Below are 25,820 nucleotides of genomic sequence, written 5' to 3'. Positions count from 1 at the left end.
AATTAATATATGTTAAAAGAGTCAATATATTCTTTTGCTTCTTTTAGCCCAACACCAGTTGCCACTCTATATACTTTTATAGCTTTTATCTTTTTGCCTTCTAAAATAAGTTTTCTTATCTCATCATTTAAGTCATTGTTCAAGCTTTCAGATTTAGGTGCTTCTGTTCTTATATTCATATTATCTACACTAGATGTACCAAACTTCCTTTCTATCATCTCCAATGTGTACTTCATATTCGCCACATCACTTCTCAGCTTTCCAACAGCAATAGCCAAGATAATTAATATAATTGCACCTATCACAAGTATGATCATCGTAATATCATCCATTTACTCTTCCTCCTAATTTTCAAATTACTTGATAACCTCTCCATATACAGTGTTCCTAACTCAATTGTTAATTTGTGCAAACCTGATGATTCCCAGAAACCGAGATTATCTAATCCGCAGAAGCTAGGATTATCTAACATGTATAAATTAAGTTTTCATAAAGGATCCTTATATATTTAACATATCCAGTATTATCACCCTAAATTTTACCATAGCTTACTTGTTTATAAAAGAAGAAATATACAAACCACCTTATTAGCATATATTTTTTCTTAAAACAGTATAAAATATGAACTGTACCTAAATATATGTAAACTTTTAAAAAAATGATATAATATATCCATAGTTAGACTTATTTTTTAATCTTTGGAGGAAAAATATGAAAAAATCAACAATACTTTTAACTTTAATTCTTTCTTTTGGTTTGGTTGGTTGTAGTAGTAATAAGAAAAGTGATACCACTACAGCTCAAAGCACTCCAAGTGATACTACTTCTAATTCTAGTTCGACTTCAACAGCAAAGGATGATAATATAATAAAAGCTGAAAAAAGTATAGAAAATTTAAGTTCACTGGTTGATGAGAAAAAATATGACGAGGCTAAAGCGCTAATACAAGACCTCAGCAAACAAAAACTTGATGATTCTCAAAGAGAGAGTGTAAATAAATTAAAGAATAGAATAGATACAGAATTATCTAAGGCAGCTACTGATAAGAAGCAACCTAACTCTACTAGCAAGAAGCAGCAGTATAAAGAAAAGCTAGACAACTTAGAGTTAAGCTTAAAACCTACAGAAACTAAATATCAAAATGGAGCAACAACAAAGGATATGAGAGAAGCAGCTGGAGATATATATAAAGCTTGGGACAACGCTTTGAATGAGATATATGGTGTCTTAAAAGAACAGTTGTCTCCTAGCGATATGAAGAACCTACAAGCTGAGGAAGTTCAGTGGATAGCCAAAAGAGATGCTAAGGCTAAAGAGGCTTCTTCTTCAGTAAAAGGTGGCACTTTAGAGCCAGTAATCTATACGGATTCTTTAGGACGTACAACTAAGGATAGATGTTATGAGTTGGTAGAAAAGTACATGAAATAAGTTACTAAAACTACTATACCAATTTTAATATCTAATCCTAATTTGATAATAAAGCCATTCACTCCACTTTATTTATTGGCATATACCAATGCCTTTAAGTATAAAGTGGAGTCTTTAGCATCAAAACTTGCATCATATAGACATGCTTGAAATAAATATGCCTTACAAAAAGCTTAAAATTTCTCTAATTAAATGTTTAGTAATAATATGTCTTTTCTAAGAATTACTTAGCATTATCATTTTACACTTCTATGACTGCTTAGCCCTACTCAATAGAAATCCAACCGCAGAGAAAAGTAAATTTCTTATTTCTACAGCAGCTGCTCCAGCCTGATTTATATATACCCAATGTCCTGCAATTGATGTGGCAAGACATACTATAGCAACTATTATCGCTATTTGTGTCTGAATATTAACATTTTCTAGATTAGAATTTTCTGACAGCTGTGAACCAAATATAAATCCAAATATACTTGACATCACTGACCTTATTGCTATTGAATTAGGGCTTGTCTGATTTGCATCAAAAAATACCGTAAGCACTGTTTCAACTAAGGAAATCATACCAACAATAATTAAAGCTCTAGTAGCCAGGTTAAGTCCCTTATAAAATCTTACAAACCTACGAAGTAAACTTTTCATACAATGTCACCTCATTATATATTATGTAAGAAAATAAAACTTGTTAAAGGAGATAATATATGAGTAATAAAATAAGACAAGCAATTGAAAGCGATTATTTTGAATTAAATGAGTTAGTAAAAGAAGTTCATAAACTTCATTATAAAAACAGACCAGATGTTTATGTTGACGCTAATACCCCTTTGGATAAAGCTCACTTTATACAACTAATAAACGATACAAAAACTAAAGTATCTGTAGTAGAAGATTCCTCATCTAAGCAGTTAGTCGCCTACAGTATAGTTACTATAATGACTCCAAGAAGTATTCCAATTCTTAAAGCATCCTCTTTTGCTTATATTGACGCTTTCTCAGTTAAGAAAACTAGCCAAAAAAATGGTCTTGGCACTTTACTCTTTAATCACATCTTAGAGTATGCAGAAGCCGAAGCAGTTTCATCTATTCAGTTGGTAGTATGGGAGTTCAATAAGGATGCAATTAAGTTTTACGAGAAGATGGGACTAACAACTAGGAACCGAAGAATGGAACTAATGCTATAATATTTATACTAATTTAATATGAATAATTTAAATTCAAATTACAAATCCTATATGATGTAAACATTTGTATGTTATACACAAATGCCCTTACTACAATACTTTCCATTATACCTAACCAGTTTTATAAATATTTTATAGAAGCAGCTTAAACCTGCTTCTATAAAGTAAACTAATCATTACTTTTTACCTTCTAATCTATAAACAATCTCACCTTCTATTATTATATAATCAGCTTTTGTAAAAATATTCGTCATATTAGCAGTGAATGTTTCGATATTAGCATCTTTACCAGATTCAATAATCCAAAGTATCACCCAAATTTACAGCTATAATTGTTTCATTGATTTTCTACGTTATAGAAATCCTTTTTCATCATACCTTACGGCATCTTTAGCATCCATGTGCGATTCCTAAAGAATAAAAATGACCTATAAAGTAAAAAACTTTATAGGCTAAATATGATTTTAATTTAATAAAGATATATGTTATAGCAACTTTTAAAGCGAAAAAATGGATTTAATTTTGTCACCACTAGGCTAGTTTTAAATTTGAAACTAATTTCTTTAAATTCAAAATAAGCTTTACCATTAACTTTAGCAATGCATATCCAAAAAGGCTTCCGATAATAGCTGACATAACATCATCTATATCTGCTACTCCCAGTTTTGTAATATGTTGAAGTACTTCTATAAATGTAGCAAAAGCCAATGATATAAGTACGATAATATTGACACTTTTTAATTTATTAATGATAACTGGGAGAAGAAATCCAAATGGAATAAATGCTATCATTGGTCCAAAAAGTGCACTAAACCATGTAGAGTTATTAATATGATTAAAGTTAGTTAAATAAAAATATATAGATTTAAATGGAACAAGGTTTATTGTATCAAAGTTTGCCAGCCCCCTATACCTTAGAAAGGACACTTGTATAAACATTAACATATACATTGTAAATAAGGTTGCCGCTAGTATACTTGTTGTCCTAGAAAAAGCATTATATGTATTGGCATAATTCTTTTTTATCTTTTTAATCTCTCCGAAGTTTTTAATCGCCATTTTAGCTGCTTCTCTTTCGGAAAATCCTTTCGTTATAAACTCTTGCTTTAACATATTTAGATGGTCTTCTATTTCATCTGCAATATCTTTTTTGCTATTTGAATCAGTGAAGATATCCTTCAAGATGTCATTAATATAATCCCTAAATTCATGCATACTTAAACCTCCATTCAAATTTTTATTATTTGTATTGTTATTTCACGTTCTAATCTCTCAACTATTGTCTAAACCTTTTTCAAGAACTGATGATTAAATAACTTATCAATTCTCCTACTCATTATTCCCTTATCTACAACCTTATTCCAGTTACATATACATTGTATCACTATGTATATAGTTAAGCAATATATTTTTTCTAGTAATATCCAGTGAATTACGTATCTGTCCACTTAAATATTTCTGAAATAACACTAAAGATTTGCTATATTTCAAACTAAACTATGATTGAATAAACTCTTAATCTTATAACTTTATACTAAGGCTTGATTAATATTTGAACATTTGACTGAGAAAGCATTGTTATGATATATTTTACATATTATCAAATATTTAAGCATTATATAATTACTGTGTCTTTAATTCTTCCTTAGGTCTAATATAATCTTCATTTCCACTCTGTCAATTGTTTTTATTATACCTCGAACTTCTGAAAGTAAAAGTTCGCTAACCCTCACTATGCCTATATATTTATATAATTTTATAAATATTTGATTCTAGTCTACATTAAGTTTTAATTGCAATTTAACTTTGTACATATTTGTATCTAAAAATTTTCCGCAACTTAGAAATTTCAACTATAAATTTTTCACATTGGGAAGAGGTTTAACTATGAACTACTTAGAAATCTTTGATGATATTGCTAGCATAATGCGTACAGATTATTCTGGGTGCAACGATAAAAAAGACTGGGATGCTCCTGAAATATTTAGAAATCAGCTTATATCTCTTGAAAAAGACAATAATTTGGATGCTATTACTTTTAAAGAAATAGTATCTGACTATTTATTGGATTTTAAAGATGGTCATGTATCTTTAACATTATCAGGAAATAATTCTCCTAAGGCTTACGATAACGGCTTTAAGTGCAGGAGACATAAGGACAAGTTGTATATAACACATGTTGGCAAAGAAAAAAGACTTGAAAAGGGAATGGCTATTGTAGCCATGGACGATATATCAATAACAGAACTTGGCACTACTTACAAAAAGAATATTCAGGTTCTTGGTTCCCATGCTGATAGAGAAAATTGGTCTTCTGTTCTACTAAAACATAAACAATGTGTTGTTGAAACAAAGTCTGGTGAAGCTTTTGAGATGATTTTAGAAAAATATGAAAAAGAGAAATATATTCCTGAATACTCCATAAAACCAATTGGAAATGATACCTTATTAATTAAGCTAACAGATTTTAATGATGATGATATTAGTAAACTTATAGAAGATAATAGAGCAGCATTAGATACAGCTAAATATTTAATAATTGACGTAAGAGTAAATTATGGTGGAAGTGATTCTGCATATATGAAATTGCTTGACTATATATTCCCTAGAGAGATATCCTTTAATCAGTTGCATATTGACGTAACCCAATATAATATGACTGAGAGAAATTATACTTTAAGAACAACTCAACTTAAGCAATATCTTACTCAAGTTGAAGACCAAAATACTAAGAAAGTTATTAAAGACTATCTTGATACAATGGATAAATACAGAAATAAAGGTTTTGTAGAATTCGATATAAATGATTCTGTACCAAATGTAAAAATTAATGGAAGAAAAAGTCCTGAAAAGGTAGTTGTTCTTCAGGATGTATATTGCGGTAGCTCTGGTGATTCCTTTGTAGTAATCGCAGGTCAGTCAGAAAAGGTAACCTTAATAGGCCGTGGTACTGCTGGTATAACTGATTATAGCAATGTAGCAGTTCAACAGTATGAAAATGGACTTATGTTATGGTACCCAACTTCTAGAGATGCTGGCATAGATAATGGTAAAGGCTTGACTGGAGTTGGTGCTACCCCAGATATTTATATTCCATGGAGCCCTGAACATATTGAGAAAGACATAGATCTTGAAAAAGCAATTGAATTTTTATCTAAATAATATTTAATATATAGAAAAAGGTTAATAGAAGATAGTTTGTCTCCTATTAACCTTTTATGTAGCTATATTTAAAATATGACGTTGAAATTATTACTTATTTTTAATTAATATTTTTTAAGCCACTCTGAAGCCAATGCAAACCAATGTTCGCAATGTGGATTGATATGATTTTTTTCAGAAGCAGTATATTCATTACTTAAGGATAGTCCATGCACTCCGCTTTCAAAAACGTGAAGTTCATATGGGATCCTGTTCTTACTTAGCTCATAAGCCATCTTCAATGAGTTAGCTGCATATACTAAGCCATCATCTGCGGTATGCCAGATAAAGGTTGGTGGTGTATTTCTAGTAACATAGTTAGTTGGGCTAAGCTCTGCTAGCTCCTCTTCAGTCTGCGCATCTGTGCCAAATATAGCCTTATTAGATACTTTCCAAAAGTCTACAAGCCATCTATTTTCACTTGCTGCCACTTCTTCCTTCATAATATTATAATCTATCAGTGGATACCCTAAGATAACAGCATTTGCCTTGAAATAATTACTGTCTACTCCAAACTTTTCTGTCAGTAAAGAATCCTGCCAATGAACCCCCATACTAGCAGCCAAATGTGCTCCAGCTGAGAATCCGCATAAACTTATTCTTTCACTATCTACAAACCATTGCTTTGCATTTTCTTTTATAATCATCATAGCTTTAGCCAAATCAAATAGTGGTCCAGGATAAACTGCTCTTTCATTGTATTCTGGTAGATTATCAAAATCAATCTCCATCTTATTAAAACTAGTATTGTACCTCAATACGAAAGTATGGTACCCTTGAGATGCAAATTTCATAGCTATTGGTTCAGCCTCTCTATCAGAGGTTCCAAGATAACCGCCTCCTGGTATAACGATTACAGCAGGTCTCTTATTATTGGTTTGAAACTCTAAGGAATTGTCCAAAATATAGGTAAATAGATTAACCTCTTCATTGTCTTCCCATAATTGAATCTTTTTAATTAGCATTATAAACTCCCCCTACCCTTGTTGTTTGTATTTATAAATAATGTTTATACATTCTGTCCAACAAAAAATCTAAAATCTTTGTTCTTCTTATCAAACATACTACTTCCCACCTTAGATTCAAAATAGTGCTTTCCAAAAACCTTCGAAAATCTATTTTAAAGATCTCACTATGAAATAATCTATCTAAATATATACCATATTCTACTCGAAACTTTTGTCAATAAATTCTATAATAATCGTTAGCTAGCAAGTATAAACTACTACTAATTATACCTCTTTGATTTTAATACTTAAAGCATAAATTTAATTTGAACTTTTTTTATAAATCTACGTTTAATAGTTATGAGGTGAAGAAAATGAACGCAATAAAAATAGAAAATCTTAATAAATCTTATGATGGCAGCACTAACGCTTTAAATAACATCAGTCTATCCATACCCAAAGGCGAAATATTTGGTTTTCTCGGCCCCAATGGTTCTGGCAAGACTACCACTGTTAGAATCTTAAATGGAATTCTTGCTCCAACAGCTGGACATGCTGAAATATTAGGGATACCTGTAAAAGACAATCCTATTGAGATTCACAGGTTATGTGGAGTTATGACTGAAAGTTCTTCCTGTTATGAAAATCTTACCGCAGAACAAAACCTAATATTTTTCGGAAAAATGCATGGACTTGAAGAAAAATCTCTAAAAAAACGAACTAACTCTATTTTGGAAAGACTGGAACTAGTGGATGTTAAGGATAAAAAAGTGAAATCCTTTAGTACAGGAATGAGAAAAAGAGTTTCCTTGGCTGTTTCCTTAATTCATAATCCTCAAATTTTATTTCTTGATGAACCTACTTCTGGACTAGATCCTGAAAATGCTCTTAATGTTACAAAGCTTATTAAGGAACTTGCTGAGGAAAGTGAGGTTACCATATTTCTTTGTACCCACCAACTGAAATATGCTGAAGATATATGTACCTTATATGGTTTTATAAATAATGGCAATATACTTGGCTTAGGTACCTTCAATGAACTTGCTTCAAAGAAAAATGCAACACTTAGGTTTCAGGTTAGAGGAAGGAATATTTCTGACAAATTTGGATTTCTTCATGAAGGTAAAGATATATATAGCAAAGCTATCTTAGGAGACACAGAAGTAAACAGTTTGATTCAAGGTATACTGGAAAGTGGTGGAGAGATCTATGAGGCTGTACAGCAAAAGTGGTCCTTAGAGCAACTTTACTTTAAATATATAAAAGGTATAGATGAAAAGCTAAAATTATAAGTCTGGAGTGATTATAATATGAATAGAAGCGAAAAAACATTGATATATAAAGATATAAATGAAATTACCAGTTCAAAACAGGTTATTCTCCCAATGACCATTGTACCTATTATAATGATTGTACTAATTCCCATAGCTATATTAATAGGAGCTAAATATGCTGGTAGCGATGCAAGTTTACTAACTAAGCTTGGACCTCTTTTAAAAAAGTTGCCGGCTGAATATGCTTCCTACTCTCCAGCTCAGCTTTTAATAAAAGTAACTATAAACTTCATGTTTCCATCCTACTTCCTCATAATTCCTATAATGTGTTCAGGTGTCCTTGGTGCCAGTAGCTTTGTTGGAGAAAAGGAACATAAAACTCTTGAAACTTTACTTTACACTCCGATTTCAATGGAACAGTTGCTTAAAGCTAAGATATTGGGAGTTTTTATTCCATCCTATATTGTAACTTTGATATCTTTTATATTACTTGGAATTATCTTCAATATAGGCGGCTACATTTATTTTGGCTCATTAATTTTTCCAAATATTCAATGGCTCCTTATAATATTTTGGATAACCCCTGCAGTTAATTTGTTATCTTTGACTTTTACTGTTATGGTTTCAGCAAAGTCACAAACCTTTCAAGAAGCACAACAGGTAAGTGGATTGCTTGTACTTCCTGTAGCTCTTCTAATAGTTGGTCAAATGACTGGTATGCTTTTACTAAATAATCTTATTATGTTCTTAGGCGGAGGAGCTATATTGATAATAGATTATACCTTAATAAAGAGAATCTCCGCTAAGTTTACTGCAGAGAAATTAGTTTAGATATATAATTGTAATTTTCTAGGTGATTTAATCTCAGAGCAATTCAGTTGAACTAGCTTTTCTATGTATTTTTTATAGTTAATAAGCCGTTGTTATAGACTAACTTCAACTATTAAGTTATGCATGCCTGATGATCCTCAGAACCCGGGATCATCTACTCCACAGAAGTCGGGATTTGCGAACATGCATAACTTAAGTTTTAGTAATAAAACTCTATAAATAGACTTACTATAATCAAACAAAAAATATTTCTTATATTGCATTTCATATTATTTAGAATACTTTTATCCTATATATTTTTAATAGTTTTTCTTAATGGTATAGTAAAAAACTTTATTAATCCTCTGTCTCAACAATTCTTTCAATAGAAGAAGGAAGTTTTTCAAGGTTGTCCTTTAAAAACTTAGGGTATAACTCTTCATTCTTTATATCTTTTATGTCCACCCATCTAAATTCGAATTTAAAATTTCCTTCAGTAACATAAAATAAATCACCTTTATCTATAAGTGCAGTATCCTCACATTCAATCAAATAGTAGTAGCATATTTCGTGGCATTTGTTATTATTGAAAGTATAAAAATCTTCACAAATCCAAAGCAGTCTGTCAACCTTAACATCAACACCTAACTCTTCCTTCATTTCTCTTACTATTGTGGTTTCAGTACTTTCAAACATCTCAAGCCTGCCTCCTGGCAAAGCATAAAAATCATCATTAATTGCCCTATGTATAAGAATTTTATCTTTGTTAAACAAAAGACCTGCTACGCGGAAATTAAAAGTTCCTTCTTCATTCTTAAAATTAATCATAAATACTCTCCCCCCATATTCTTTACAACATTAAGTCATAAGAAGCTTTAGTGCTTTAAGTATAATTTCACACAAGGATTATTATACCATAAATTCAAATTATGTTTATGTTAGTAGTTAATTGAACCTTCAATACAGCCACAATAACTTGTATTGAAAAACTATGTTTTCATATAACATTCTTTTAACACCTATAAGTACTAGTTATTAAACACCACCTGTACCCTTCCTTAATACTCATTTAATTGATTAAGCATATCTTAAGAAACTTACAAAGCGGTTCAAATCACTATATAAGGCAATAAATTGCATTATATAAAAAAATATTAAAAAAGTTAATTGTGATACATATAGAAATTTGTTATAATAACTACTACTCAAAATAAAAGCGTAATTTATATTGAATAAAAATTTTAACTAATTGGGGGAGAAAGATGGATAGACTAAAATTGGTTTTACCGACACCAGATTACAAAGAAATGATACTTGATTACAAAAGAGAATTTATTGAAAATGGAGATAGCATGGATGGAACAGCTGGTCTAGCTAATTCTGAAACCTTTGAAGAGTGGTATAGTGCATTTTTCGATAACTTAAAGGAAGAAACTGTACGTAAAGGTTTGGTTCCAGCAACTACTTATCTAGCCCTATCTACCGAGGACAATTGCCTAATAGGTATGATTGATATTAGACATCGATTAAATGATCACTTACTTAACTTCGGTGGACATATAGGTTATAGTGTTAGAAAGTCCGAAAGACAAAAAGGGTATGCTACTGAAATGCTGTCATTAGCACTAAAAGAATGTTTAAAATTAGATATAAAAAAAGTTCTAGTTACTTGTGACAATGACAATATAGCCTCTGCTAAAACTATAATTAACAACGGTGGAAAATTAGAAAATGAAGTAGAAGCTGATGGCACAGTTACACAAAGATATTGGATAACCTTATAGTTATAGCTTAAAATAATTCTTTTCACTGTTTATCCTAACTAGCTGTGCTAAGCTATTTATATCACTAAGTTTAGCTATCAACTATTTTTACTTCCCTAGACAGTAAAAATAATGTTTTTCAAATTAGAAAGCTGTTTAAACATAATCATACCACTTAAACAGCTTTCTTTTAAAGAACGTCCTTTATTATTTATTGCTAGAGGCATACGGTTCTGAAATGCTTAAAACTTTAATTTCATTATCAAAGATAGCAGTTAAATAGTTGCTAGCTTCATATTCTGGCCATTTGACACCTTCTATCTGTGGTGTTCCATATCTAATAAACGAAATCCACAACTTCTGTATCTTATCAGCTAATAATCTATTTTTTTCTGACTCTATTTGGAATACTTTTAGATTATTGAATACAAATGGAATTTCTAAACCATGAACAGCTTTTGATGCAAAATAATGATCAGTAACAGTGTAGTCAAACCTATACTTAAACACAGGAGCAAACTTACTTTGACTTTTTGCTAGCTGCGCAGAATCTTTCCAAAATGATTCCGTAATTCTTTCTGCCTGTGCTTTGTCTTTAGTAAAAAGCCAACCTTCATCACGGTTTGTACCAATTAGTATTGGAATTCCTTTAGCCATTCCCTCTTCTATCGCTTTTTTAGGTTCTTTTCTAAGCTTAGAATTTGTAAATGGATAGAATATATGCCTATCTATGCCTTCCTGCAATTCTTTACCTATTTCATCTGCTGCTTGTATTATGTTTTCCACAGGTATTGTTTCTAATTTTTCTATATTATCTTCATTTATGTTAAGCTTTTTAAGTAAATTTACTGTAATATCAAATGCTTCGCTTTCTGTTAGTCTTTCTTCCAAGATTCCACTTTGAAGTATTGCTTTTGAAAATAATTTATTAATGTCAGTGGTAGCAAGTAAGTAAGCTATACTTATAGCTCCTGCTGATTCTCCCATAACAGTTATATTTTCAGGATTTCCGCCGAAAAACTCTATATTTTCTTTTACCCATCTTAAGGCTGCCACTTGATCCAACAACCCTAAATTGTCTTCAAATCCATGTCCAAAAGATGACAGCTTCAAAAAACCGAGCGGACCTAATCTATAATTAATAGAAACAAATACAATATCTCCATTTACAACAAACTTTTCTCCATCATAGGCTGGTAAACTTCCAGCTCCATTCAAGAATGCTCCTCCATGTATCCAGACAACAACTGGTTTCTTTTCTACTAAGGAAGTAGATGAAGTTATGTTTAGGTAAAGACAGTCTTCACTTTCATTAATATTGTTATATACTATCGGAAATCTACCTCTCTGAAAACAAACATTTCCGAATTCTAAAGCATCCTTTATTCCCTGCCAAGGCTCTACTGGCTTAGGAGCTTTATATCTAAGTTTTCCAATAGGAGGAAGTGCGTAAGGTATCCCTTTCCATGTCCTAACATTATCCTTTTCAAAGCCACGCAACTTACCACTTTTAGTTTCTATTACAATATACTTCATAAATTTTCCCTCCATAATTTTTTATTTATTTGAGAATTTAATAAGTAATCTTTCAAAGTTCTTTTCTGCATTTTTAAGTGTAATAAAAAGTATAAAACCTAATACACCAGAAAATGCACAAGAGCCTATTATTTCAATTACATTGAACTTTAATAATTTAGTTGAAATATATAATATATAAATGTTTATAGGCAGAAATATAATAGCTGTCACTAAGCCAGGAACATAGTTTTTAAAGTTTAAAGATAGTTTAAAATGTGCTGTAATAAAATGCGCTGTTACAGTAAACAAAAATCCATACCAAAGATAATAGTTATTAAAAATAATAGAGACTAAGGTAATAATAGAAAGTATAAAAAATAATATTTCCACTCCGATAGAAAACTCATCAGTACTTCTAAAGTCTGCGTAAGGCTTCTTTTTCATTGTGCAGGCTTCAAGATCGTACTGATACCTCTTCCTCCATACCTTTATTAAGATTATCTCTTCAAAGTCATGAAGCATAAAAATAATTGGCAATAGCCATGCAATAGAATTCATACTATTCATATAAATCAACTCCTTAATATAATATGTCACACATGAGACATCTAGTTCCAAATATAGTATAATACATTTAAGAGCAATATCAATACTATTGGAACAAGTGCTACATATATAATAAAACGTGACACTTTAGGAGGTTATTAAATTGAAAAAAACAAATCCAATTGCTGAACAATCAAAAAAATGGTTAGTGGAAGCATTAGTAGAATTAATGAAAGAAAAGCCTTACTCAAGTATCTCAGTGAAAGAAATAGCTGACAAGGCACAATTATCTAGAAGAACTTTCTATCGAAATTTTAATGTAAAAGATGATTTATTAACTGAGTATGCTGACTATTTATTTAAAGAATACCTGGATGAACTTAAACAAGTAAAAAATTTAAATATTTCAAATGTATTTATTGTCTATTTTTCTTTTTGGAATAACCATCTAGAAGAGTTAAAGCTATTTAAGAAAAACCATTTATTTTACTCCCTTATGGAACAAGTAAATTTATTTATCCCTTACTTTAATACCATTCCAAACGTACAGTGGCACGATTATGATAATCAAGCAGAAGAAGACTATATAAGCTTTTATAATATAGGTGGTATGTGGAATGTATTATCAAATTGGATAGATCATGAAGATAGAGAATCTCCACAAGAAATGTCCAAGATACTAAGCAAGGCAATCCGTAATTTTTCAAAGGGACTTTAGAATTCATGGTTTGCTTAAACAAAAAGAAAACTGTTTTTTTAAAGTAGTTGCCTCTATTAAGGTTGTTATAGATGTACAGATGTCACACTTACACTTATTTGTAGCACTTGATTTGAAGCTATTGATTTCTATAGTTGTAAATATTATACTAATAATCACAAAGTGTCACAAGTGAGTCACTTATTTCAAATTATTGGAGGTAATATTTATGAGAACTTTATTTACTATGATTTGGCTTTTTCCTATACTATTTATGCTTCATGACTTTGAAGAAATCTTAATGATCAATGCTTGGCAAGAAAAAAATAAGCAATATATAGCCAGTAGACCTGGTAAATTCATACCATATAACTTTAAAGGTTCTACAGCTTCAATAGCCTTTGGAGTTGCTATAGAATTCCTAATCATATCTGCACTTACTATTATCTCTTATTTGTCTAACAGCTTTATTTCATGGTTTGGCTTATTTACCGCCTTTGTTATACATCTTATACTTCACATCATAATGTGTATAAACTTCAAAAGGTACGTGCCTGGAGTATTAACTAGTGTACTCTTCCTTCCTCTTTGTTTCTTCATCGAATACAAAATTAAGTTTAATATTTTATCCAACTTCAACACACATACTCAAATAATTTCAGTACTTGTTAGTACAGCCTTTATGCTAGCAATTATATATATTCTTCATAAGGCCATAGAATATTTTAACTTATGGTTAGGAAAATATAAAGTTAATACTCCTTAGAAAGTTTTACTTATACTATTTTGGGTTGCCTTTAAGTACATTATAATTCTGATTATAAATTCATTGGTAGATATAACTTTAACAATATAATTATTTTATAGATGAATATATATTTTCTATATTATGACCTTACAAGCTGTTATTAGCACTTCATCTTATTATGTTTAGATAAAGAAACTTATACTTTTTTACAATAAATAAGGCTGCTTCAAAATCAACCACAAATTTTGAAGCAACCTTACTTTTACTATTTAATTGTTCTTTTTTAAACTTAGTTTTCTTCATAACATATTATAGGAGTTCCAGGTTCTATATTTTCAAAGATAGTCTTTGCCAAATATAGCGGAGCATTTACACAACCATGAGTTCCATTATTCTTATAAATATCTCCTCCGAAGGAATATCTCCAGCTAGCATCGTGTATTCCTATATTACCATTGAAGGGCATCCAATAAGTCACGTCTGATTCATAGTTTTCTCCTCTTAAGGTAGATCCTTTTTGTTTATAATTAAGCATGTATATTCCAAGGCTTGTTGCATTGCCCCTGTTAGGATTGCCCGTTACTACATCTCCTTGGGTTATTAGCTTTCCATCTTTATAAAACCAAAGATACTGCCTTGTTATATTTATTTCCACATAGGTATCACCTATATCATTTTCACCTCTTGTTACAGCCTTTTGTGTATATATAGGCTCACGTTCTATTTTCTTACCAGTTTTTATACTGGCTAGAAGTGCTTTTACTTCAGCAGTTTTATTAAGCTTCCAGCCATAGAATCCGCCACCTATGTTTAAAGTCTTACCTATGGAAGTCTTAAACTTTCTTGGAGTTCCTACCGTATCGTATTTTTTACTTAGGCTATTCACATATTCATTTACAGCTTTTTCATCTAATATGGCATCTAGATCTTCATTCACTGAAACCCATTGGTTTATGGTACTTCCATCCAAAACTTCAGTCTTATCTCCTAGGAGATAGGTAACTTTTGTTGATACATAGATATCAAGCAGTTTTTTTGTCTTCTCTGTTTTATCAGATTTTAGAGTATACTTTGGATTTTCGTAGCAAGGACACTTATTTAAATCGATATTTTTAACGCCAGCTATTATGTTGCTTTCCACTGATTTATGAAATTTAGCTCTATCTATCTTGTTTCCCTCAACTTCTTTAATTAATTCATAGGAGCCATCTACATATTTAAAAGCAACATTCTTAGGTTCTATTACATCTTTATTTAGACAGTTTAATTGATTTATCCTATTGTCTAAGCTTAACTTATCATACACAAACAAATCCTCTACCAGATACTTTTGAGCTTTAAAAATCGAAAGTCCCCATTTAAATGAATTCTTACTGCGGTAAATGCTTGATAGACTACTTTTTTCATTATATTTCAAATTTATAGCTCGTCCATCTATTTCTTCGGTGAAACCTTCTCTTTCAATCAGCTTAAGCTTATAGTTCTTAACACTACTTTTGATTATATCTTTAACTTGATCATGAGCCTTTAGAGACACATCTACTCCATTTATTGTGGTGTTAAAAAAGAAATGTCCAGCAAAGTATATGGAAACTAGCAAATATATTAATATAACCACTGATATACCAATTACTATATTTCCTGTGAGCTTCCTTTTAAAAAGTTCCTGTATATTTATCTTCCCAATATTGATTTTACGCATACCCTTTATATCCTTCACCAAAAATACTTTTTATTAATCTAGCAATTACTTTTTCCCAAAATCCCTATGTTTATCATAGCAAGCTTTGAAACTATAAATGTTCTTTTAAAGCAGCATATTAAAACTACACTGTTGGGTAATATACATTTTTAAGAATGGCTATGTTTAATTTCAACATGGTACTTTAACAAAGCCTTAAGAATAAGTAGCTAGTATTTTAGTAACACTTTATAATATGTTTGTATTTTTGATTTTAAAACTAATAGTTGCACATCTTTACTGCAATTTTTTAGGCTATACTCTAACCTTAAGTTAAAGTATAGCCTGAGCATAAAGATAACATATTAAAAATATAAAGCTGTTTTCCGAGAATATATAAATCAGTTCTTATTACAATAGGCCCTATATGCTACAGAATAGCAAAATAACTATAGGTCTTCTACCCTAGATAAGCTTCCCGAACCATATCACTTTTTAATAGTTCTTTTCCGGTTCCTTCTAATATTATAGAACCTGTTTGAAGTACATAGCCTCTGCTTGCAATCTTTAGGGCTTTATTTGCGTTTTGTTCTACAAGAAGTATGGTCATACCATTTGAATTTAACTTTTTTATTATATCAAAGATTAGTTCTACCATTAAGGGGGCTAACCCCATAGAAGGTTCATCCATTATAAGAATAGACGGCTCTGACATAAGTGAACGTCCTATAGCAAGCATTTGCTGCTCTCCTCCACTTAGAGTTCCGCCTTTTTGTTTTTCCCTTTCCTTTAATCTTGGGAATATCTCGTATACACCTTCTATACTCTTCTTTATCTTATTACTATCTTTGAACCTAAAAGCACCCATCTCTAGGTTTTCTTCAACCGTCATCCTTGGAAATATCTTTCTCCCCTCTGGTACATGCGCTATACCAAGTGCAGAAATCTTGTGAGCTGGAAGAGTATTTATTATTTTATCTTCGAAATAAACTTCACCAGTTCTTGGTTTTACTATGGATGAAATTGTTCTTAGAGTTGTACTTTTTCCAGCACCATTACTGCCTATTAGGGTAACAATCTCACCCTTTTTAACTTCAAAGGAAACATCTTTAAGTGCATGAATACTCCCATAATAAGTATTCACGTCTTTTAATTTCAGCACTACTTCATCCTTGGACATATTTTTCACCCCTTATGCTATTACCTCTTCTTTTTCCTCACCAAGGTAAGCCTTGATTACTTCTTTATTATTTTTTATAGCTTCTGGCTTACCCTCTGCTATTTTCACCCCATAATTTATAACCGCTATCTTATCTGACAACCCCATTACAAGCTTCATATCATGTTCTATAAGTAAAATAGAGCAGCCAAAATCCTCTCTTACCTTCAATATAAAATGCTTCATTTCTTCTGTTTCCTTTGGATTTAAACCTGCTGCTGGTTCATCTAGCAGTATCAGTTTAGGTTTTATTGCCAGAGCCCTTGCTATTTCTAACCTTCTTTGATCACCATAGGGAAGACTTTTTGCAAGTTCCTGCTCTTTTCCCTTAAGTCCAACATATTCTAGTAGCTTTAAGGCTTCAGAGTAAGCCTTCCCCTCTTCGCTTTTCAATCTTTTAGTTTTAAAAATTACATCTGTTATTTTATAAGGTATATTTATATTCATTCCTACCATTATATTTTCAACGGTGAGCATCTCTGGAAAAAGCCTTATATTTTGAAAGGTTCTAGAAATCCTAAGACTAGCAACCTTCTCAGGAGTGAGCTTATTAATCTTTTTGCCATCGAATATTATATCTCCTCCATCTGGAACATATAGACCACTTATCATATTAAAGAAAGTAGTTTTTCCTGCACCATTTGGACCAATTACACTTACAATTTGACCTTTTTCTATTTCCAAATCAACAGCATCCACCGCTATTAATCCTCCAAAATGCTTGCTTAGGCCTTTTATCTCTAATAATGACATATACTATACCTCCTTTATACTAATGATTGTTTCTCTTTCTTCACGATACCGAATATCTTTTTGCCTGCAAGATGAAGTTTTCTCTTGGCTGGTAGGATTCCTTTTGGTCTGATTATACACATAATTATAAGTATCAAGCCAAAAACTAATTTCTCATATTTTGCAGGATCCAGTTGTGACGGAAGATTTATAATACCTGCATTAGATAAGTCACCTAGGTAGCCAGACAGTGATTTTAATATTTGAAGCTGCAGTACCACTACCGCTGTAGCGCCTGTTATCACACCAGCTATACTACCCATACCACCTAAAAGTATCATTGCAAGTATACCTATAGATTCCATAAATCCAAAGCTGGATGGATCAATAAAGTTTTGTTTTGCCGCAAATATTACCCCCATCATACCTGCAAAAGCTGCTCCACAAGCAAAAGCAAATAACTTCATCTTTACAAGAGGAATCCCCATAGTTCTTGCAGCCAATTCATCTTCCCTTATTGCACTCCAAGCTCTTCCTATCTTTGAGTTGTTTAGTCTATTCACTATTACTATGGTTAGCATCAAGACTACAAGTACAATAAAGTAAAAATGAATAGGTTTATTTAAGGTAATGCCAAATAGTTTTGGTGGTGAAATAGGAACTATTCCCTTTGGTCCATTTGTTATATTTACCGGTTTATCCATATTATTAAGAAGGATTCTTATAATTTCTCCAAAGCCTAAGGTAACAATAGCTAGATAATCTCCCTTTAATCTTAATACTGGAAGCCCTAGCAGAACTCCTACAACAGCTGCTACAATCATTCCTATTATTAGGAACAGCCAAAAATAGTTGCCTGAAATGGGGCTCCAAGACTTACCCATAAAGCCACTAGCTTGAGTTGATGCAAAGATAGCATAAACATAAGCACCAGTTGCGTAAAAACCAACATAACCTAGATCTAAAAGACCTGCAAAGCCAACAACTATATTAAGTCCAACAGCTAATACTGAATAAATTCCTACCTCTGTTAGTACATCCAAATAATAAGTATTGCTGTGCCCCATAACAGGAATTACTACAACAAGGTTAGCAGCTGCTATAGCTAGCTTTATTGGAAGCTTCAAATCACATTTATATAAAACAAATAGTGAAACTAAATATAGTAAAAATATAATTGTAGAGTTGCTAAAAACAAGAAAAAGTATTGGTGCTGCAATAATAACTGGAAATTGTAATTTTCCTAATAACTTTCTCATCAACTACACCTTCTCTCCAACAGTTTGACCTAGCAGTCCACCAGGTTTAAATAAAAGTAAAATTATAAGTATTACAAAAGCAAAAATATCCTTATACTCTGCACCTAGTACACCATGAGTTAATGCGCCTAGAGAGGCAGAGGCAAAGGTTTCTATAACTCCAAGTAGAACACCACCAAGCATGGCACCAGGTATATTTCCAATTCCTCCTAATACCGCTGCTGTAAATGCCTTCATCCCTAATATAAAGCCTATATAAGGATCTACTAGAGAATACTGAACTGCGAACATTGTACCTGCTGCCCCACCTAGTGCTGCTCCAATTAAAAAAGTTAAAGAAATTACTTTATCAACATTAATACTCATAAGACTTGAGGTAGATTGATCCTGTGCAACTGCCCTCATAGCCTTTCCCCATTTTGTTTTAGATATAAAAAGATTTAAGCCAACCATAATCACCACTGCAATTATTGCTATATAAAATACTTTTACAGGTATGTTAAGGCCATTTGATATCTTTATGTTTGAACTAAATATGGTAGGAGTTGTTAGATAAAAAGCATTTCTTGCCAAGCCTTCTATTAAACGTACAAAATCTTGGAGAAAGAATGAAACTCCAATTGCCGAAATAAATGGAATAAGCTTTGGTGCATTACGAATGGGTTTGTAAGCCACTCTTTCAATAAAAACACCTAAGGTTCCGCTGATAAGCATAGCAATTAACAATGCGATTATTAATGCAAGAGGAGCTGGTATGGAGCCTAAAACCCCAGCGCTTTGTGCAAATAATAACACCTCTGTTCCTGCAAAAGCTCCAACCATAAATATTTCACTGTGTGCAAAGTTTATAAACTCTAATATTCCATAAACCATAGTGTAACCTAAGGCAACTATGGCATAAACTAACCCTAAAGTTAGACCATCTACTAAAAGTTGAGGAATCATTTTTAACATACTCTCCATTTCTTCACTTCCTTTCAAATTACTTAAAAATGTATTCATAGCTCTTCATAAAAATTATCTTCATAAAGATGTACCACTTATAACGCACTGCTTTTTTTGCTTAAGATGTATTCACAACTAGTAATTTGTCCATTAAGTGGTACAGCTTTATATAATGCTGAATTTTACTACTTTGTTCTAAATTCCTATTTCAAATAATCCTTAGCAGTTATAGTCTTTATTACTGAAGGCGGATATTTAGCTTCCTTAAATTGAGATATAAACATAACTGCATCTTCATTGTCTCCTTTAGAATTGAAGGTAACTGTTGTAGCAACTCCCTTAAAGCCCTTTATTGATCTAACAGCCTTTGTAACTTGATCTTGTGTTGGTTTCTTGTTTCCATTGTCTTGTACAGCCTTCTTTAAACCATCTAAAAGAACATTCATTGCATCATAACCATATATTGCATAGTTTTCAGGTTGATTTCCGAACTCTTTCTTATACTTTTCTGCCCAAGCTCTTCCTGCATCTGTTAAGGATACATCTGCAGCCATCGTTGTATAATAAACTCCCTTTGAGCTATCGCCTGCAATTTTAACTACTTCTGCAGAGTCCATTCCATCAGGTCCTATAAACTTAGCAGTGATGTTCTTCTCCTTCATCTGCTTTATTATTAAAGAACCTTCTGGGTACATGCCTCCAAAATAAACAACGTCTGGCTTAACTTGGGCAACCTTATTTAACACACCACTGAAGTCAGACTCACCAGCTGTTATACCTTCATACCCAGCAACAGTTCCGCCTTTGTCTGCAAATCTCTTTTTAAATTCGTCGGCAACGCCTTGACCATAAGTAGTTTTATCATGAATTACAAAGGCTGTTTTTGCTGATAGATCACTTAAGGCAAAATCTGCAGCTACTGGACCTTGAACATCATCTCTTGTACATATACGATTAACATCCTCATAACCTCTCTCAGTAACTGCAACAGCAGTGTTAGCTGGAGAAACCATTGCTAAATTTACATTCTTATATATTTCTGAAGAAGGAATAGCAACCCCAGAATTGTAATGCCCTACAACTCCTAAAACATCTTTATCTGCTATAAGCTTTTGTGCTACTGAAACTCCTACCTTAGGGTCCGCCTGATCATCTTGAGGACTAAATTGCAGATTAATATTAAGCTTTTTAAACTCATCACTTCTCTCAGTCAATGCTAACTTCGCCCCATTTTTTATAGATTCACCTATTGCTGCTTGTGAACCTGACAAAGGTGAAACACTTGCAATCTTTACAGTAGCCCCATTACTGCTAGAATTCCCCCCCTTTGCGCACCCTGACATTGCTATCGTAGTCGTGAGCACAGTTGCCATTGTTAAAAACAATAATTTCTTTTTCATTCTTTTATCCCCCTATTTATTTATTTTTATATTGTCAATCTTATTAAGCTGTTATAAATCCTTTATATTGTTAGGGCTAGCTAATATAAATTTTATAATTGGACTAAATAGTAAAAAAGCAATGAAGCATCAGAAATAAACTCTGAAGCCCCATCGCTTTCGTTTAATTTATGCTAGCCTTACTAACATTATCTATATGTAATTTTCTGAATGTTGAAGCACCACGGAAAACTTTTCAGCAATTATCTGACAATTAACTATATTAAAATGTTAATATATTTCCAATTATTACACAAATCGTTTTTAAGCTGATTTATTGACAATTTATCACAGAGTAAACGCTATCAACTATATTTTTCTCATTTTTTGTATGTATTTTGTATTAATTGCATTTTATTATAAATCATTTATATAAAGTAAAAACCTGAGGTTTCTCCTCAGGTTTTCACCACTCTAAAATGTGTTAAATAAATGTTGTTGAGCGTTATAAACTCATCAATTTAATTGATAGTCTCAATTTTTCTATATACTCTTCTCGTTCTATATAAAGCTTCTCTGCTTCTTTAAGAGTTATTTTCTTAAAACTTACTTTATCAGAAGGCTTTAGCTGAACCAACCTTGAAAGATCAACAGATGCTACATGAGATATTTTAGGATATCCTCCTGCAGTGGCTCTATCCGCAAGAAGTATTATAGGATTACCATCTGGTGGAACTTGAATTGTTCCAAAGGAAACCTCTTCTGATATCATTTCTAGGCTTTCCTTTATCTCTAACTTAGGACCATTTAGTCTATAGCCCATTCTATCAGACTTAGCATTTACAGTAAAATCCTGGCTAAAGAAATCATTAGTACTTTTTTCACTAAGATTTTTAAATTGTCTATCCTCAAAAGCCCTAACTAACTCTCGCCCTGTGCCTTCATAGATAGCTCTATGAAGATACCAGCTTGGATAAATAAAATTATTTCCCTTATGAGCTGTTTCTAGCTTTTTGATTATATTTAAGGAGAGCTTGCTTTTATTTCCCACTTCCAATACATCATCTTTTTTAAGTGCTCTTCCATCTTTGCCTCCTAAATTACCTCTTAGATAGGTGCTTTTACTATTCATAATAGTTTGTAGCTTAAAGCCTCCAGCAATTGATAGATATGCCCTGCAGCCACTTATACACCTTCCAAACCTTAATATGGAGTCTTCCTTTAAGAAAATAGGCCTTCCCATAGGTACTTTTTCATCATTGATAGTAGGTGAAAGATTAGCTCCAGTTATTGAAATTAAATTGTTTTTTTCTATCTTTAAAGAAGGTCCCACTAAAGTTATTTCTAGCCCCCCTTCATTGGGCTTGTTTCCCACAGCAATATTGCCTAGTTTCATAGAATACATATCCATTGCACCACTAACAATAACTCCATGTTTTTGATAGCCAAATCTTCCATCATCTTGGACAGTAGTTAAAAGGCCTGGAGCTAATACAGTTATTTTCATTATTCATTCCCCTTTAATTGTTTATACTCATCATAGGAAATGGGATAAAATTTTGCTATATCACCACACTTCAAAAGTGTCTTTTCCTCTCTATTTAAATCAAATAACTTTATTGGAGTCCTGCCAATTATCTGCCACCCTCCAGGAGTTTCAATAGGGTAAACCCCTGTCTGACTCCCAGCTATTCCAACTGAACCTGCTGGAATAACCGTTCTTGGAGTGCTTCGTCTTTCAGTATGGATCTTTTCTGACAAACCTCCCAAATAAGGAAAACCTGGTGCAAAGCCAATCATATAAACTAGATACTCACCTTTTGAATGAATTTCTACCACTTCCTCTATGGTTAAATTGTTTGCTTTTGCCACATACTCTAAATCTGGCGCAAATTCCTTTTCATAGCAAACAGGGATTGCAACAATGTGCTCTTCATACTGAACCTTGAAATCAATTCTTGATATTATATCCTCTAATATTGATTTCACTGTCTCAAAAGGTTCACTACTGCCAATTGATAGAGGATTGTAAACCACAGATACAGAAGTGAAATACGGAACATATTCTATAAAGCCCTTAAAGGAGCTTTTATCGAGGTATTGGCAAAATAGCCTTATCTTTCTATTTGTCTCTTTATCGATTTTAACCCCAAACTCAATTAAAGCTGAAGTTTCTGTTATTTGGGATATCTTAATATTATCTTCCTCCATACTTTATCACCTACATTAGCATTTTATCGCCTTACTTATTACCATCTTGTCCGATTAAAGTTAATTCATCTTCAATTTTAACATCCTTTATAGGGGTGACGTCAACCATCATTAGGTTCATACGTAGTTCCCCATAAATCCTTAGGCTTCTTTCTCAATACAAGGTTGAAATATCCCAAGGTAATGATTCCTAGATTCATCAAAAACTTTATTTTTAATCTAAGTATTGAGATATCAAGTAATTTTTACCTGAAGAATAGATGTACTACTTGGTAGTAAAATTTATATTTTCAAATTCTTATGTTACACGCCAGTAGTTTGTAAATTGATCTGAGATTTGATTGGTACATATTTAGAACTAATATCAGTATTTCAAATCAATATTCTTTATATCAGTTATAAGCATATGACCTGGTGCATGGGTAATAGCTATTATTGGCTTCACATTCATTACCACTGCTTGAGGGGTAACTCCACAGGCCCAAAATACCGGTACTTCTCCATGTTTTATGGCTACTGCGTCACCAAAATCAGGCTTATTTATGTCCTTTATCCCTATAATAGACGGGTCTCCTATATGAACTGGCGCTCCATGGACTTTAGGCATAGCTCCAGTGACAAGAACTGATTTTACAATCTTATCATAGGAAAGTGGTCTCATACTGACCACCATTTTCCCATTAAACACTCCCGCTGGTATACAATCTATATTAGTGATATACATAGGAACATTAGATTTATCCTCTATATGTCTTATAGGAACCTGTGCTTCAAGGAGCTCTCCTTCAAAAGAAAAGCTGCAGCCTATTAAGAAGCTTACAAAATCCTGTCTCCATAAATGACTAATATCTGTACACTCACAGGTTAAAACTCCATCTTCATAAACTCTATATTTAGGAATATCCGTTGTTATGTCTATATCTTCCCCTAAATACTTTAGCTTTCTATTCCCCACATCACTTACTTCAAGAATGGGACAAGACTTCGGATTTCTTTGAGCAAAGAGTAAAAAATCATAGGCTAGATCTTTAGGTAATATTACTAAATTAGCTTGGGCATAGCCATCACACATTCCAGCAGTAGGACTTGTTATCTTTTCATCTCTTATTAGTTTTCTAACTTCTGAGGGCTTCATAGTTGAATAATCCATACGCTTCTCCACCTTAAATTATATTTTGAAGCTTTTCAGCTTCATAAACATAGTCATCAGCTTTTTCGTAAAATCCTAGCTCCATTACTTTGTCAAACCATGTGGCACAAGTTTTTTCCAAACTCATGGCAGAATCTATGGTTTCTCTCATCAGGCTAACTATGGATAGATTCATCTCTAGCCCACAGCCATCAATAGCTGGAACTAAGTCTCCATACATGTCTATCATCCCACTTCTAGAGGCAGTAATCATAGCTTCCTTCTGCATCTCTTTTGTATGCATTAAGCTTAAGTCCTTCTTCAAATAAGCTAAGGCTGCTATAAGTCCGTAGCATCCCCAGTCAGAAACCGTTGCAGTTATTATATTATCAGCTTTTGTATTAGCTAGTATTCCACCATTGCAGCCGCAATTACAGCTTCCTTTTGCAACATAAGGAACATACTTTTCCAAGTGTTCCTTCAAGATTCCCATACCTATCTCATTGCCAAGATCCCCAATTGCTATGTTTAAAACTCCCTTATTCTTTAACTTGTTAAATAATATATCCTGCTTTGCTTCTAAACTGCTTACGTCTAAGCCCACAGCATTATGGTACACTCCTTGTGCATTTGCTCCAGGACATTCTATGCTTATAACTGCAGTAGGAAGCCACTTTGAAATTAACTCCTCAGCTTGTAGTTCAGCTTCCCTTTCATTCTTTGAAAAAGAGATACATGCTAGAGAAAGCGGATATTCTCTTAGGCTTTCTATATTGTCATGATAATGTAGTCCAATCACATAGGCCAGATTTTCTACAGCTTTAATATTTTCCTCCGGGCACACTATAACAGGTTTTACCTTAAAGCCTTTTACCAAAGTTCTAGCTAGAAGAAGAGAACTAACTATACCATCCATTTCAGCCTTTTTGAAGGGTAACAAAACAAACCCTGTCATGATATAAACCAAATCCCCCTCTTTTAGTGTACTTTCTAGCTTCTTTGCACTATTAGTTGTTAGTGGCTCTTTAGTGTATTTTCTTGATGCGCTGTAAAGTATCCTACAAACTCCATAGCCTCTTGGATCTAAATTCATTAAACTATCTAGATTCTCACCTACATTTAATATGGTTAATTCTTTTTGATTCATACACA

At 32.3% G+C, this 25,820-nt stretch carries 28 protein-coding genes; 8 read left to right on the top strand and 20 right to left on the bottom strand.

Features of this window, described 5'->3' with window-relative positions:
- Positions 1–2: 2 nt before the first annotated feature.
- A complete protein-coding gene (locus C1I91_RS12765; protein WP_128213232.1) occupies positions 3–332 on the bottom strand; it encodes a ribosomal protein L7/L12 in 330 nt (109 codons plus the stop codon).
- Between the two features lie 379 nt (positions 333–711).
- Here C1I91_RS12765 and C1I91_RS12760 point away from each other — a divergent pair, with 379 nt between their 5' ends.
- On the top strand, positions 712–1,428 hold the full coding sequence (locus C1I91_RS12760; protein ID WP_128213231.1) for a lysozyme inhibitor LprI family protein: 717 nt from the start codon (positions 712–714) through the stop codon (positions 1,426–1,428).
- A 249-nt stretch (positions 1,429–1,677) separates the two neighbouring features.
- Here the strand turns inward: C1I91_RS12760 and C1I91_RS12755 are convergent, their stop codons facing one another.
- A complete protein-coding gene (locus tag C1I91_RS12755; protein WP_128213230.1) occupies positions 1,678–2,070 on the bottom strand; it encodes a hypothetical protein in 393 nt (130 codons plus the stop codon).
- Between the two features lie 59 nt (positions 2,071–2,129).
- Between C1I91_RS12755 and C1I91_RS12750 the strand changes: the two genes are divergently transcribed.
- Positions 2,130–2,609, top strand: coding sequence for a GNAT family N-acetyltransferase (locus C1I91_RS12750; RefSeq protein ID WP_128213229.1), 480 nt, complete (start codon positions 2,130–2,132; stop codon positions 2,607–2,609).
- Between the two features lie 176 nt (positions 2,610–2,785).
- Here the strand turns inward: C1I91_RS12750 and C1I91_RS28180 are convergent, their stop codons facing one another.
- Together C1I91_RS28180 and C1I91_RS12745 are read right to left on the bottom strand one after the other, a co-directional pair.
- Positions 2,786–2,923 carry a hypothetical protein gene (locus C1I91_RS28180; RefSeq protein ID WP_164880525.1) on the bottom strand — a complete coding sequence of 46 codons (138 nt, stop codon included), beginning with the start codon at positions 2,921–2,923 and terminating at the stop codon, positions 2,786–2,788.
- 217 nt (positions 2,924–3,140) lie between these two features.
- Positions 3,141–3,824: a VanZ family protein gene (locus C1I91_RS12745; RefSeq protein WP_128213228.1), complete on the bottom strand. Its 684-nt coding sequence runs from the start codon at positions 3,822–3,824 to the stop codon at positions 3,141–3,143.
- Between the two features lie 672 nt (positions 3,825–4,496).
- On the opposite strand from C1I91_RS12745, the gene C1I91_RS12740 reads away from it, so the two are divergent.
- Positions 4,497–5,771 carry a S41 family peptidase gene (locus tag C1I91_RS12740; RefSeq protein ID WP_128213227.1) on the top strand — a complete coding sequence of 425 codons (1,275 nt, stop codon included), beginning with the start codon at positions 4,497–4,499 and terminating at the stop codon, positions 5,769–5,771.
- 104 nt (positions 5,772–5,875) lie between these two features.
- On the opposite strand, the gene C1I91_RS12735 is transcribed toward C1I91_RS12740, so the two are convergent.
- A complete protein-coding gene (locus C1I91_RS12735; RefSeq protein WP_128213226.1) occupies positions 5,876–6,775 on the bottom strand; it encodes an alpha/beta hydrolase in 900 nt (299 codons plus the stop codon).
- Between the two features lie 356 nt (positions 6,776–7,131).
- On the opposite strand from C1I91_RS12735, the gene C1I91_RS12730 reads away from it, so the two are divergent.
- Together C1I91_RS12730 and C1I91_RS12725 are read left to right on the top strand one after the other, a co-directional pair.
- Complete coding sequence (locus C1I91_RS12730; RefSeq protein ID WP_128213225.1) at positions 7,132–8,049, top strand: ABC transporter ATP-binding protein; 918 nt, start codon at positions 7,132–7,134, stop codon at positions 8,047–8,049.
- A gap of 18 nt (positions 8,050–8,067) precedes the next feature.
- Positions 8,068–8,862 carry an ABC transporter permease subunit gene (locus C1I91_RS12725; RefSeq protein WP_128213224.1) on the top strand — a complete coding sequence of 265 codons (795 nt, stop codon included), beginning with the start codon at positions 8,068–8,070 and terminating at the stop codon, positions 8,860–8,862.
- Between the two features lie 336 nt (positions 8,863–9,198).
- Here the strand turns inward: C1I91_RS12725 and C1I91_RS12720 are convergent, their stop codons facing one another.
- Complete coding sequence (locus C1I91_RS12720; protein ID WP_128213223.1) at positions 9,199–9,669, bottom strand: NUDIX hydrolase; 471 nt, start codon at positions 9,667–9,669, stop codon at positions 9,199–9,201.
- 434 nt (positions 9,670–10,103) lie between these two features.
- Here C1I91_RS12720 and C1I91_RS12715 point away from each other — a divergent pair, with 434 nt between their 5' ends.
- The gene (locus C1I91_RS12715) at positions 10,104–10,625 is read left to right on the top strand and encodes a GNAT family N-acetyltransferase (RefSeq protein ID WP_128213222.1); all 522 of its coding nucleotides are present in this window, start codon (positions 10,104–10,106) and stop codon (positions 10,623–10,625) included.
- A gap of 186 nt (positions 10,626–10,811) precedes the next feature.
- Here the strand turns inward: C1I91_RS12715 and C1I91_RS12710 are convergent, their stop codons facing one another.
- Both C1I91_RS12710 and C1I91_RS12705 read right to left on the bottom strand, forming a co-directional pair.
- Complete coding sequence (locus tag C1I91_RS12710; RefSeq protein WP_164880524.1) at positions 10,812–12,140, bottom strand: carboxylesterase/lipase family protein; 1,329 nt, start codon at positions 12,138–12,140, stop codon at positions 10,812–10,814.
- 21 nt (positions 12,141–12,161) lie between these two features.
- Positions 12,162–12,689 (bottom strand): HXXEE domain-containing protein, encoded by a 528-nt coding sequence (locus C1I91_RS12705; RefSeq protein ID WP_128213220.1) that lies wholly within the window; start codon positions 12,687–12,689, stop codon positions 12,162–12,164.
- Between the two features lie 142 nt (positions 12,690–12,831).
- Here C1I91_RS12705 and C1I91_RS12700 point away from each other — a divergent pair, with 142 nt between their 5' ends.
- Together C1I91_RS12700 and C1I91_RS12695 are read left to right on the top strand one after the other, a co-directional pair.
- Positions 12,832–13,386 carry a TetR/AcrR family transcriptional regulator gene (locus tag C1I91_RS12700; protein ID WP_238475993.1) on the top strand — a complete coding sequence of 185 codons (555 nt, stop codon included), beginning with the start codon at positions 12,832–12,834 and terminating at the stop codon, positions 13,384–13,386.
- 208 nt (positions 13,387–13,594) lie between these two features.
- Positions 13,595–14,131 carry an HXXEE domain-containing protein gene (locus tag C1I91_RS12695; protein ID WP_128213219.1) on the top strand — a complete coding sequence of 179 codons (537 nt, stop codon included), beginning with the start codon at positions 13,595–13,597 and terminating at the stop codon, positions 14,129–14,131.
- A gap of 150 nt (positions 14,132–14,281) precedes the next feature.
- On the opposite strand, the gene C1I91_RS29390 is transcribed toward C1I91_RS12695, so the two are convergent.
- From C1I91_RS29390 to C1I91_RS12640, 12 genes are all read right to left on the bottom strand, one after another.
- Positions 14,282–14,416, bottom strand: coding sequence for a hypothetical protein (locus tag C1I91_RS29390; RefSeq protein WP_275051657.1), 135 nt, complete (start codon positions 14,414–14,416; stop codon positions 14,282–14,284).
- Complete coding sequence (locus C1I91_RS12690; RefSeq protein WP_205694309.1) at positions 14,403–15,815, bottom strand: L,D-transpeptidase family protein; 1,413 nt, start codon at positions 15,813–15,815, stop codon at positions 14,403–14,405. Before C1I91_RS12690 ends, C1I91_RS29390 begins: the two co-directional genes overlap by 14 nt.
- 439 nt (positions 15,816–16,254) lie before the next feature.
- Positions 16,255–16,974, bottom strand: a complete 720-nt coding sequence (locus tag C1I91_RS12685; protein ID WP_128213218.1) for an ABC transporter ATP-binding protein — start codon at positions 16,972–16,974, stop codon at positions 16,255–16,257.
- 12 nt (positions 16,975–16,986) lie between these two features.
- Positions 16,987–17,766 carry an ABC transporter ATP-binding protein gene (locus C1I91_RS12680; RefSeq protein ID WP_128213217.1) on the bottom strand — a complete coding sequence of 260 codons (780 nt, stop codon included), beginning with the start codon at positions 17,764–17,766 and terminating at the stop codon, positions 16,987–16,989.
- A 14-nt stretch (positions 17,767–17,780) separates the two neighbouring features.
- Entirely contained in the window at positions 17,781–19,004 is a 1,224-nt protein-coding gene (locus tag C1I91_RS12675; RefSeq protein ID WP_128213216.1) for a branched-chain amino acid ABC transporter permease, read from the bottom strand.
- 3 nt (positions 19,005–19,007) lie between these two features.
- Positions 19,008–19,967: a branched-chain amino acid ABC transporter permease gene (locus C1I91_RS12670; RefSeq protein WP_238475992.1), complete on the bottom strand. Its 960-nt coding sequence runs from the start codon at positions 19,965–19,967 to the stop codon at positions 19,008–19,010.
- A 185-nt stretch (positions 19,968–20,152) separates the two neighbouring features.
- Positions 20,153–21,349, bottom strand: a complete 1,197-nt coding sequence (locus C1I91_RS12665) for a branched-chain amino acid ABC transporter substrate-binding protein (RefSeq protein WP_128213215.1) — start codon at positions 21,347–21,349, stop codon at positions 20,153–20,155.
- A gap of 484 nt (positions 21,350–21,833) precedes the next feature.
- Entirely contained in the window at positions 21,834–22,835 is a 1,002-nt protein-coding gene (locus tag C1I91_RS12660; RefSeq protein WP_128213214.1) for a 5-oxoprolinase subunit C family protein, read from the bottom strand.
- Positions 22,835–23,539, bottom strand: a complete 705-nt coding sequence (gene pxpB / locus C1I91_RS12655) for a 5-oxoprolinase subunit PxpB (protein WP_128213213.1) — start codon at positions 23,537–23,539, stop codon at positions 22,835–22,837. Before pxpB ends, C1I91_RS12660 begins: the two co-directional genes overlap by 1 nt.
- Positions 23,540–23,570: 31 nt before the next feature.
- Positions 23,571–23,660 (bottom strand): hypothetical protein, encoded by a 90-nt coding sequence (locus tag C1I91_RS12650; protein WP_128213212.1) that lies wholly within the window; start codon positions 23,658–23,660, stop codon positions 23,571–23,573.
- Positions 23,661–23,903: 243 nt separating this feature from the next.
- Entirely contained in the window at positions 23,904–24,689 is a 786-nt protein-coding gene (locus C1I91_RS12645) for a putative hydro-lyase (RefSeq protein ID WP_128213211.1), read from the bottom strand.
- 13 nt (positions 24,690–24,702) lie between these two features.
- Positions 24,703–25,815, bottom strand: coding sequence for a DUF4392 domain-containing protein (locus tag C1I91_RS12640; protein WP_128213210.1), 1,113 nt, complete (start codon positions 25,813–25,815; stop codon positions 24,703–24,705).
- Positions 25,816–25,820: the final 5 nt, after the last annotated feature.

Origin of the sequence: Clostridium manihotivorum (genome assembly GCF_004015185.1) — a bacterium.
Lineage (GTDB): Bacteria > Bacillota > Clostridia > Clostridiales > Clostridiaceae > Clostridium_AR > Clostridium_AR manihotivorum.
Note: the sequence above shows the minus strand (reverse complement) of the source record. Positions and strands in the feature narration are given on the sequence as shown.

Excerpts from the sequence above, each read along its gene's own strand:
- C1I91_RS12765 (WP_128213232.1), bottom strand. The coding sequence starts at position 332 with ATGGATGATATTACGATGATCATACTTGTGATAGGTGCAATTATATTA.
- C1I91_RS12760 (WP_128213231.1), top strand. The coding sequence starts at position 712 with ATGAAAAAATCAACAATACTTTTAACTTTAATTCTTTCTTTTGGTTTG.
- C1I91_RS12755 (WP_128213230.1), bottom strand. The coding sequence starts at position 2,070 with ATGAAAAGTTTACTTCGTAGGTTTGTAAGATTTTATAAGGGACTTAAC.
- C1I91_RS12750 (WP_128213229.1), top strand. The coding sequence starts at position 2,130 with ATGAGTAATAAAATAAGACAAGCAATTGAAAGCGATTATTTTGAATTA.
- C1I91_RS12745 (WP_128213228.1), bottom strand. The coding sequence starts at position 3,824 with ATGCATGAATTTAGGGATTATATTAATGACATCTTGAAGGATATCTTC.
- C1I91_RS12740 (WP_128213227.1), top strand. The coding sequence starts at position 4,497 with ATGAACTACTTAGAAATCTTTGATGATATTGCTAGCATAATGCGTACA.
- C1I91_RS12735 (WP_128213226.1), bottom strand. The coding sequence starts at position 6,775 with ATGCTAATTAAAAAGATTCAATTATGGGAAGACAATGAAGAGGTTAAT.
- C1I91_RS12730 (WP_128213225.1), top strand. The coding sequence starts at position 7,132 with ATGAACGCAATAAAAATAGAAAATCTTAATAAATCTTATGATGGCAGC.
- C1I91_RS12725 (WP_128213224.1), top strand. The coding sequence starts at position 8,068 with ATGAATAGAAGCGAAAAAACATTGATATATAAAGATATAAATGAAATT.
- C1I91_RS12720 (WP_128213223.1), bottom strand. The coding sequence starts at position 9,669 with ATGATTAATTTTAAGAATGAAGAAGGAACTTTTAATTTCCGCGTAGCA.
- C1I91_RS12715 (WP_128213222.1), top strand. The coding sequence starts at position 10,104 with ATGGATAGACTAAAATTGGTTTTACCGACACCAGATTACAAAGAAATG.
- C1I91_RS12710 (WP_164880524.1), bottom strand. The coding sequence starts at position 12,140 with ATGAAGTATATTGTAATAGAAACTAAAAGTGGTAAGTTGCGTGGCTTT.
- C1I91_RS12705 (WP_128213220.1), bottom strand. The coding sequence starts at position 12,689 with ATGAATAGTATGAATTCTATTGCATGGCTATTGCCAATTATTTTTATG.
- C1I91_RS12695 (WP_128213219.1), top strand. The coding sequence starts at position 13,595 with ATGAGAACTTTATTTACTATGATTTGGCTTTTTCCTATACTATTTATG.
- C1I91_RS29390 (WP_275051657.1), bottom strand. The coding sequence starts at position 14,416 with ATGAAGAAAACTAAGTTTAAAAAAGAACAATTAAATAGTAAAAGTAAG.
- C1I91_RS12690 (WP_205694309.1), bottom strand. The coding sequence starts at position 15,815 with ATGCGTAAAATCAATATTGGGAAGATAAATATACAGGAACTTTTTAAA.
- C1I91_RS12685 (WP_128213218.1), bottom strand. The coding sequence starts at position 16,974 with ATGTCCAAGGATGAAGTAGTGCTGAAATTAAAAGACGTGAATACTTAT.
- C1I91_RS12680 (WP_128213217.1), bottom strand. The coding sequence starts at position 17,766 with ATGTCATTATTAGAGATAAAAGGCCTAAGCAAGCATTTTGGAGGATTA.
- C1I91_RS12675 (WP_128213216.1), bottom strand. The coding sequence starts at position 19,004 with ATGAGAAAGTTATTAGGAAAATTACAATTTCCAGTTATTATTGCAGCA.
- C1I91_RS12670 (WP_238475992.1), bottom strand. The coding sequence starts at position 19,967 with ATGGAGAGTATGTTAAAAATGATTCCTCAACTTTTAGTAGATGGTCTA.
- C1I91_RS12665 (WP_128213215.1), bottom strand. The coding sequence starts at position 21,349 with ATGAAAAAGAAATTATTGTTTTTAACAATGGCAACTGTGCTCACGACT.
- C1I91_RS12660 (WP_128213214.1), bottom strand. The coding sequence starts at position 22,835 with ATGAAAATAACTGTATTAGCTCCAGGCCTTTTAACTACTGTCCAAGAT.
- pxpB (WP_128213213.1), bottom strand. The coding sequence starts at position 23,539 with ATGGAGGAAGATAATATTAAGATATCCCAAATAACAGAAACTTCAGCT.
- C1I91_RS12650 (WP_128213212.1), bottom strand. The coding sequence starts at position 23,660 with ATGAACCTAATGATGGTTGACGTCACCCCTATAAAGGATGTTAAAATT.
- C1I91_RS12645 (WP_128213211.1), bottom strand. The coding sequence starts at position 24,689 with ATGGATTATTCAACTATGAAGCCCTCAGAAGTTAGAAAACTAATAAGA.
- C1I91_RS12640 (WP_128213210.1), bottom strand. The coding sequence starts at position 25,815 with ATGAATCAAAAAGAATTAACCATATTAAATGTAGGTGAGAATCTAGAT.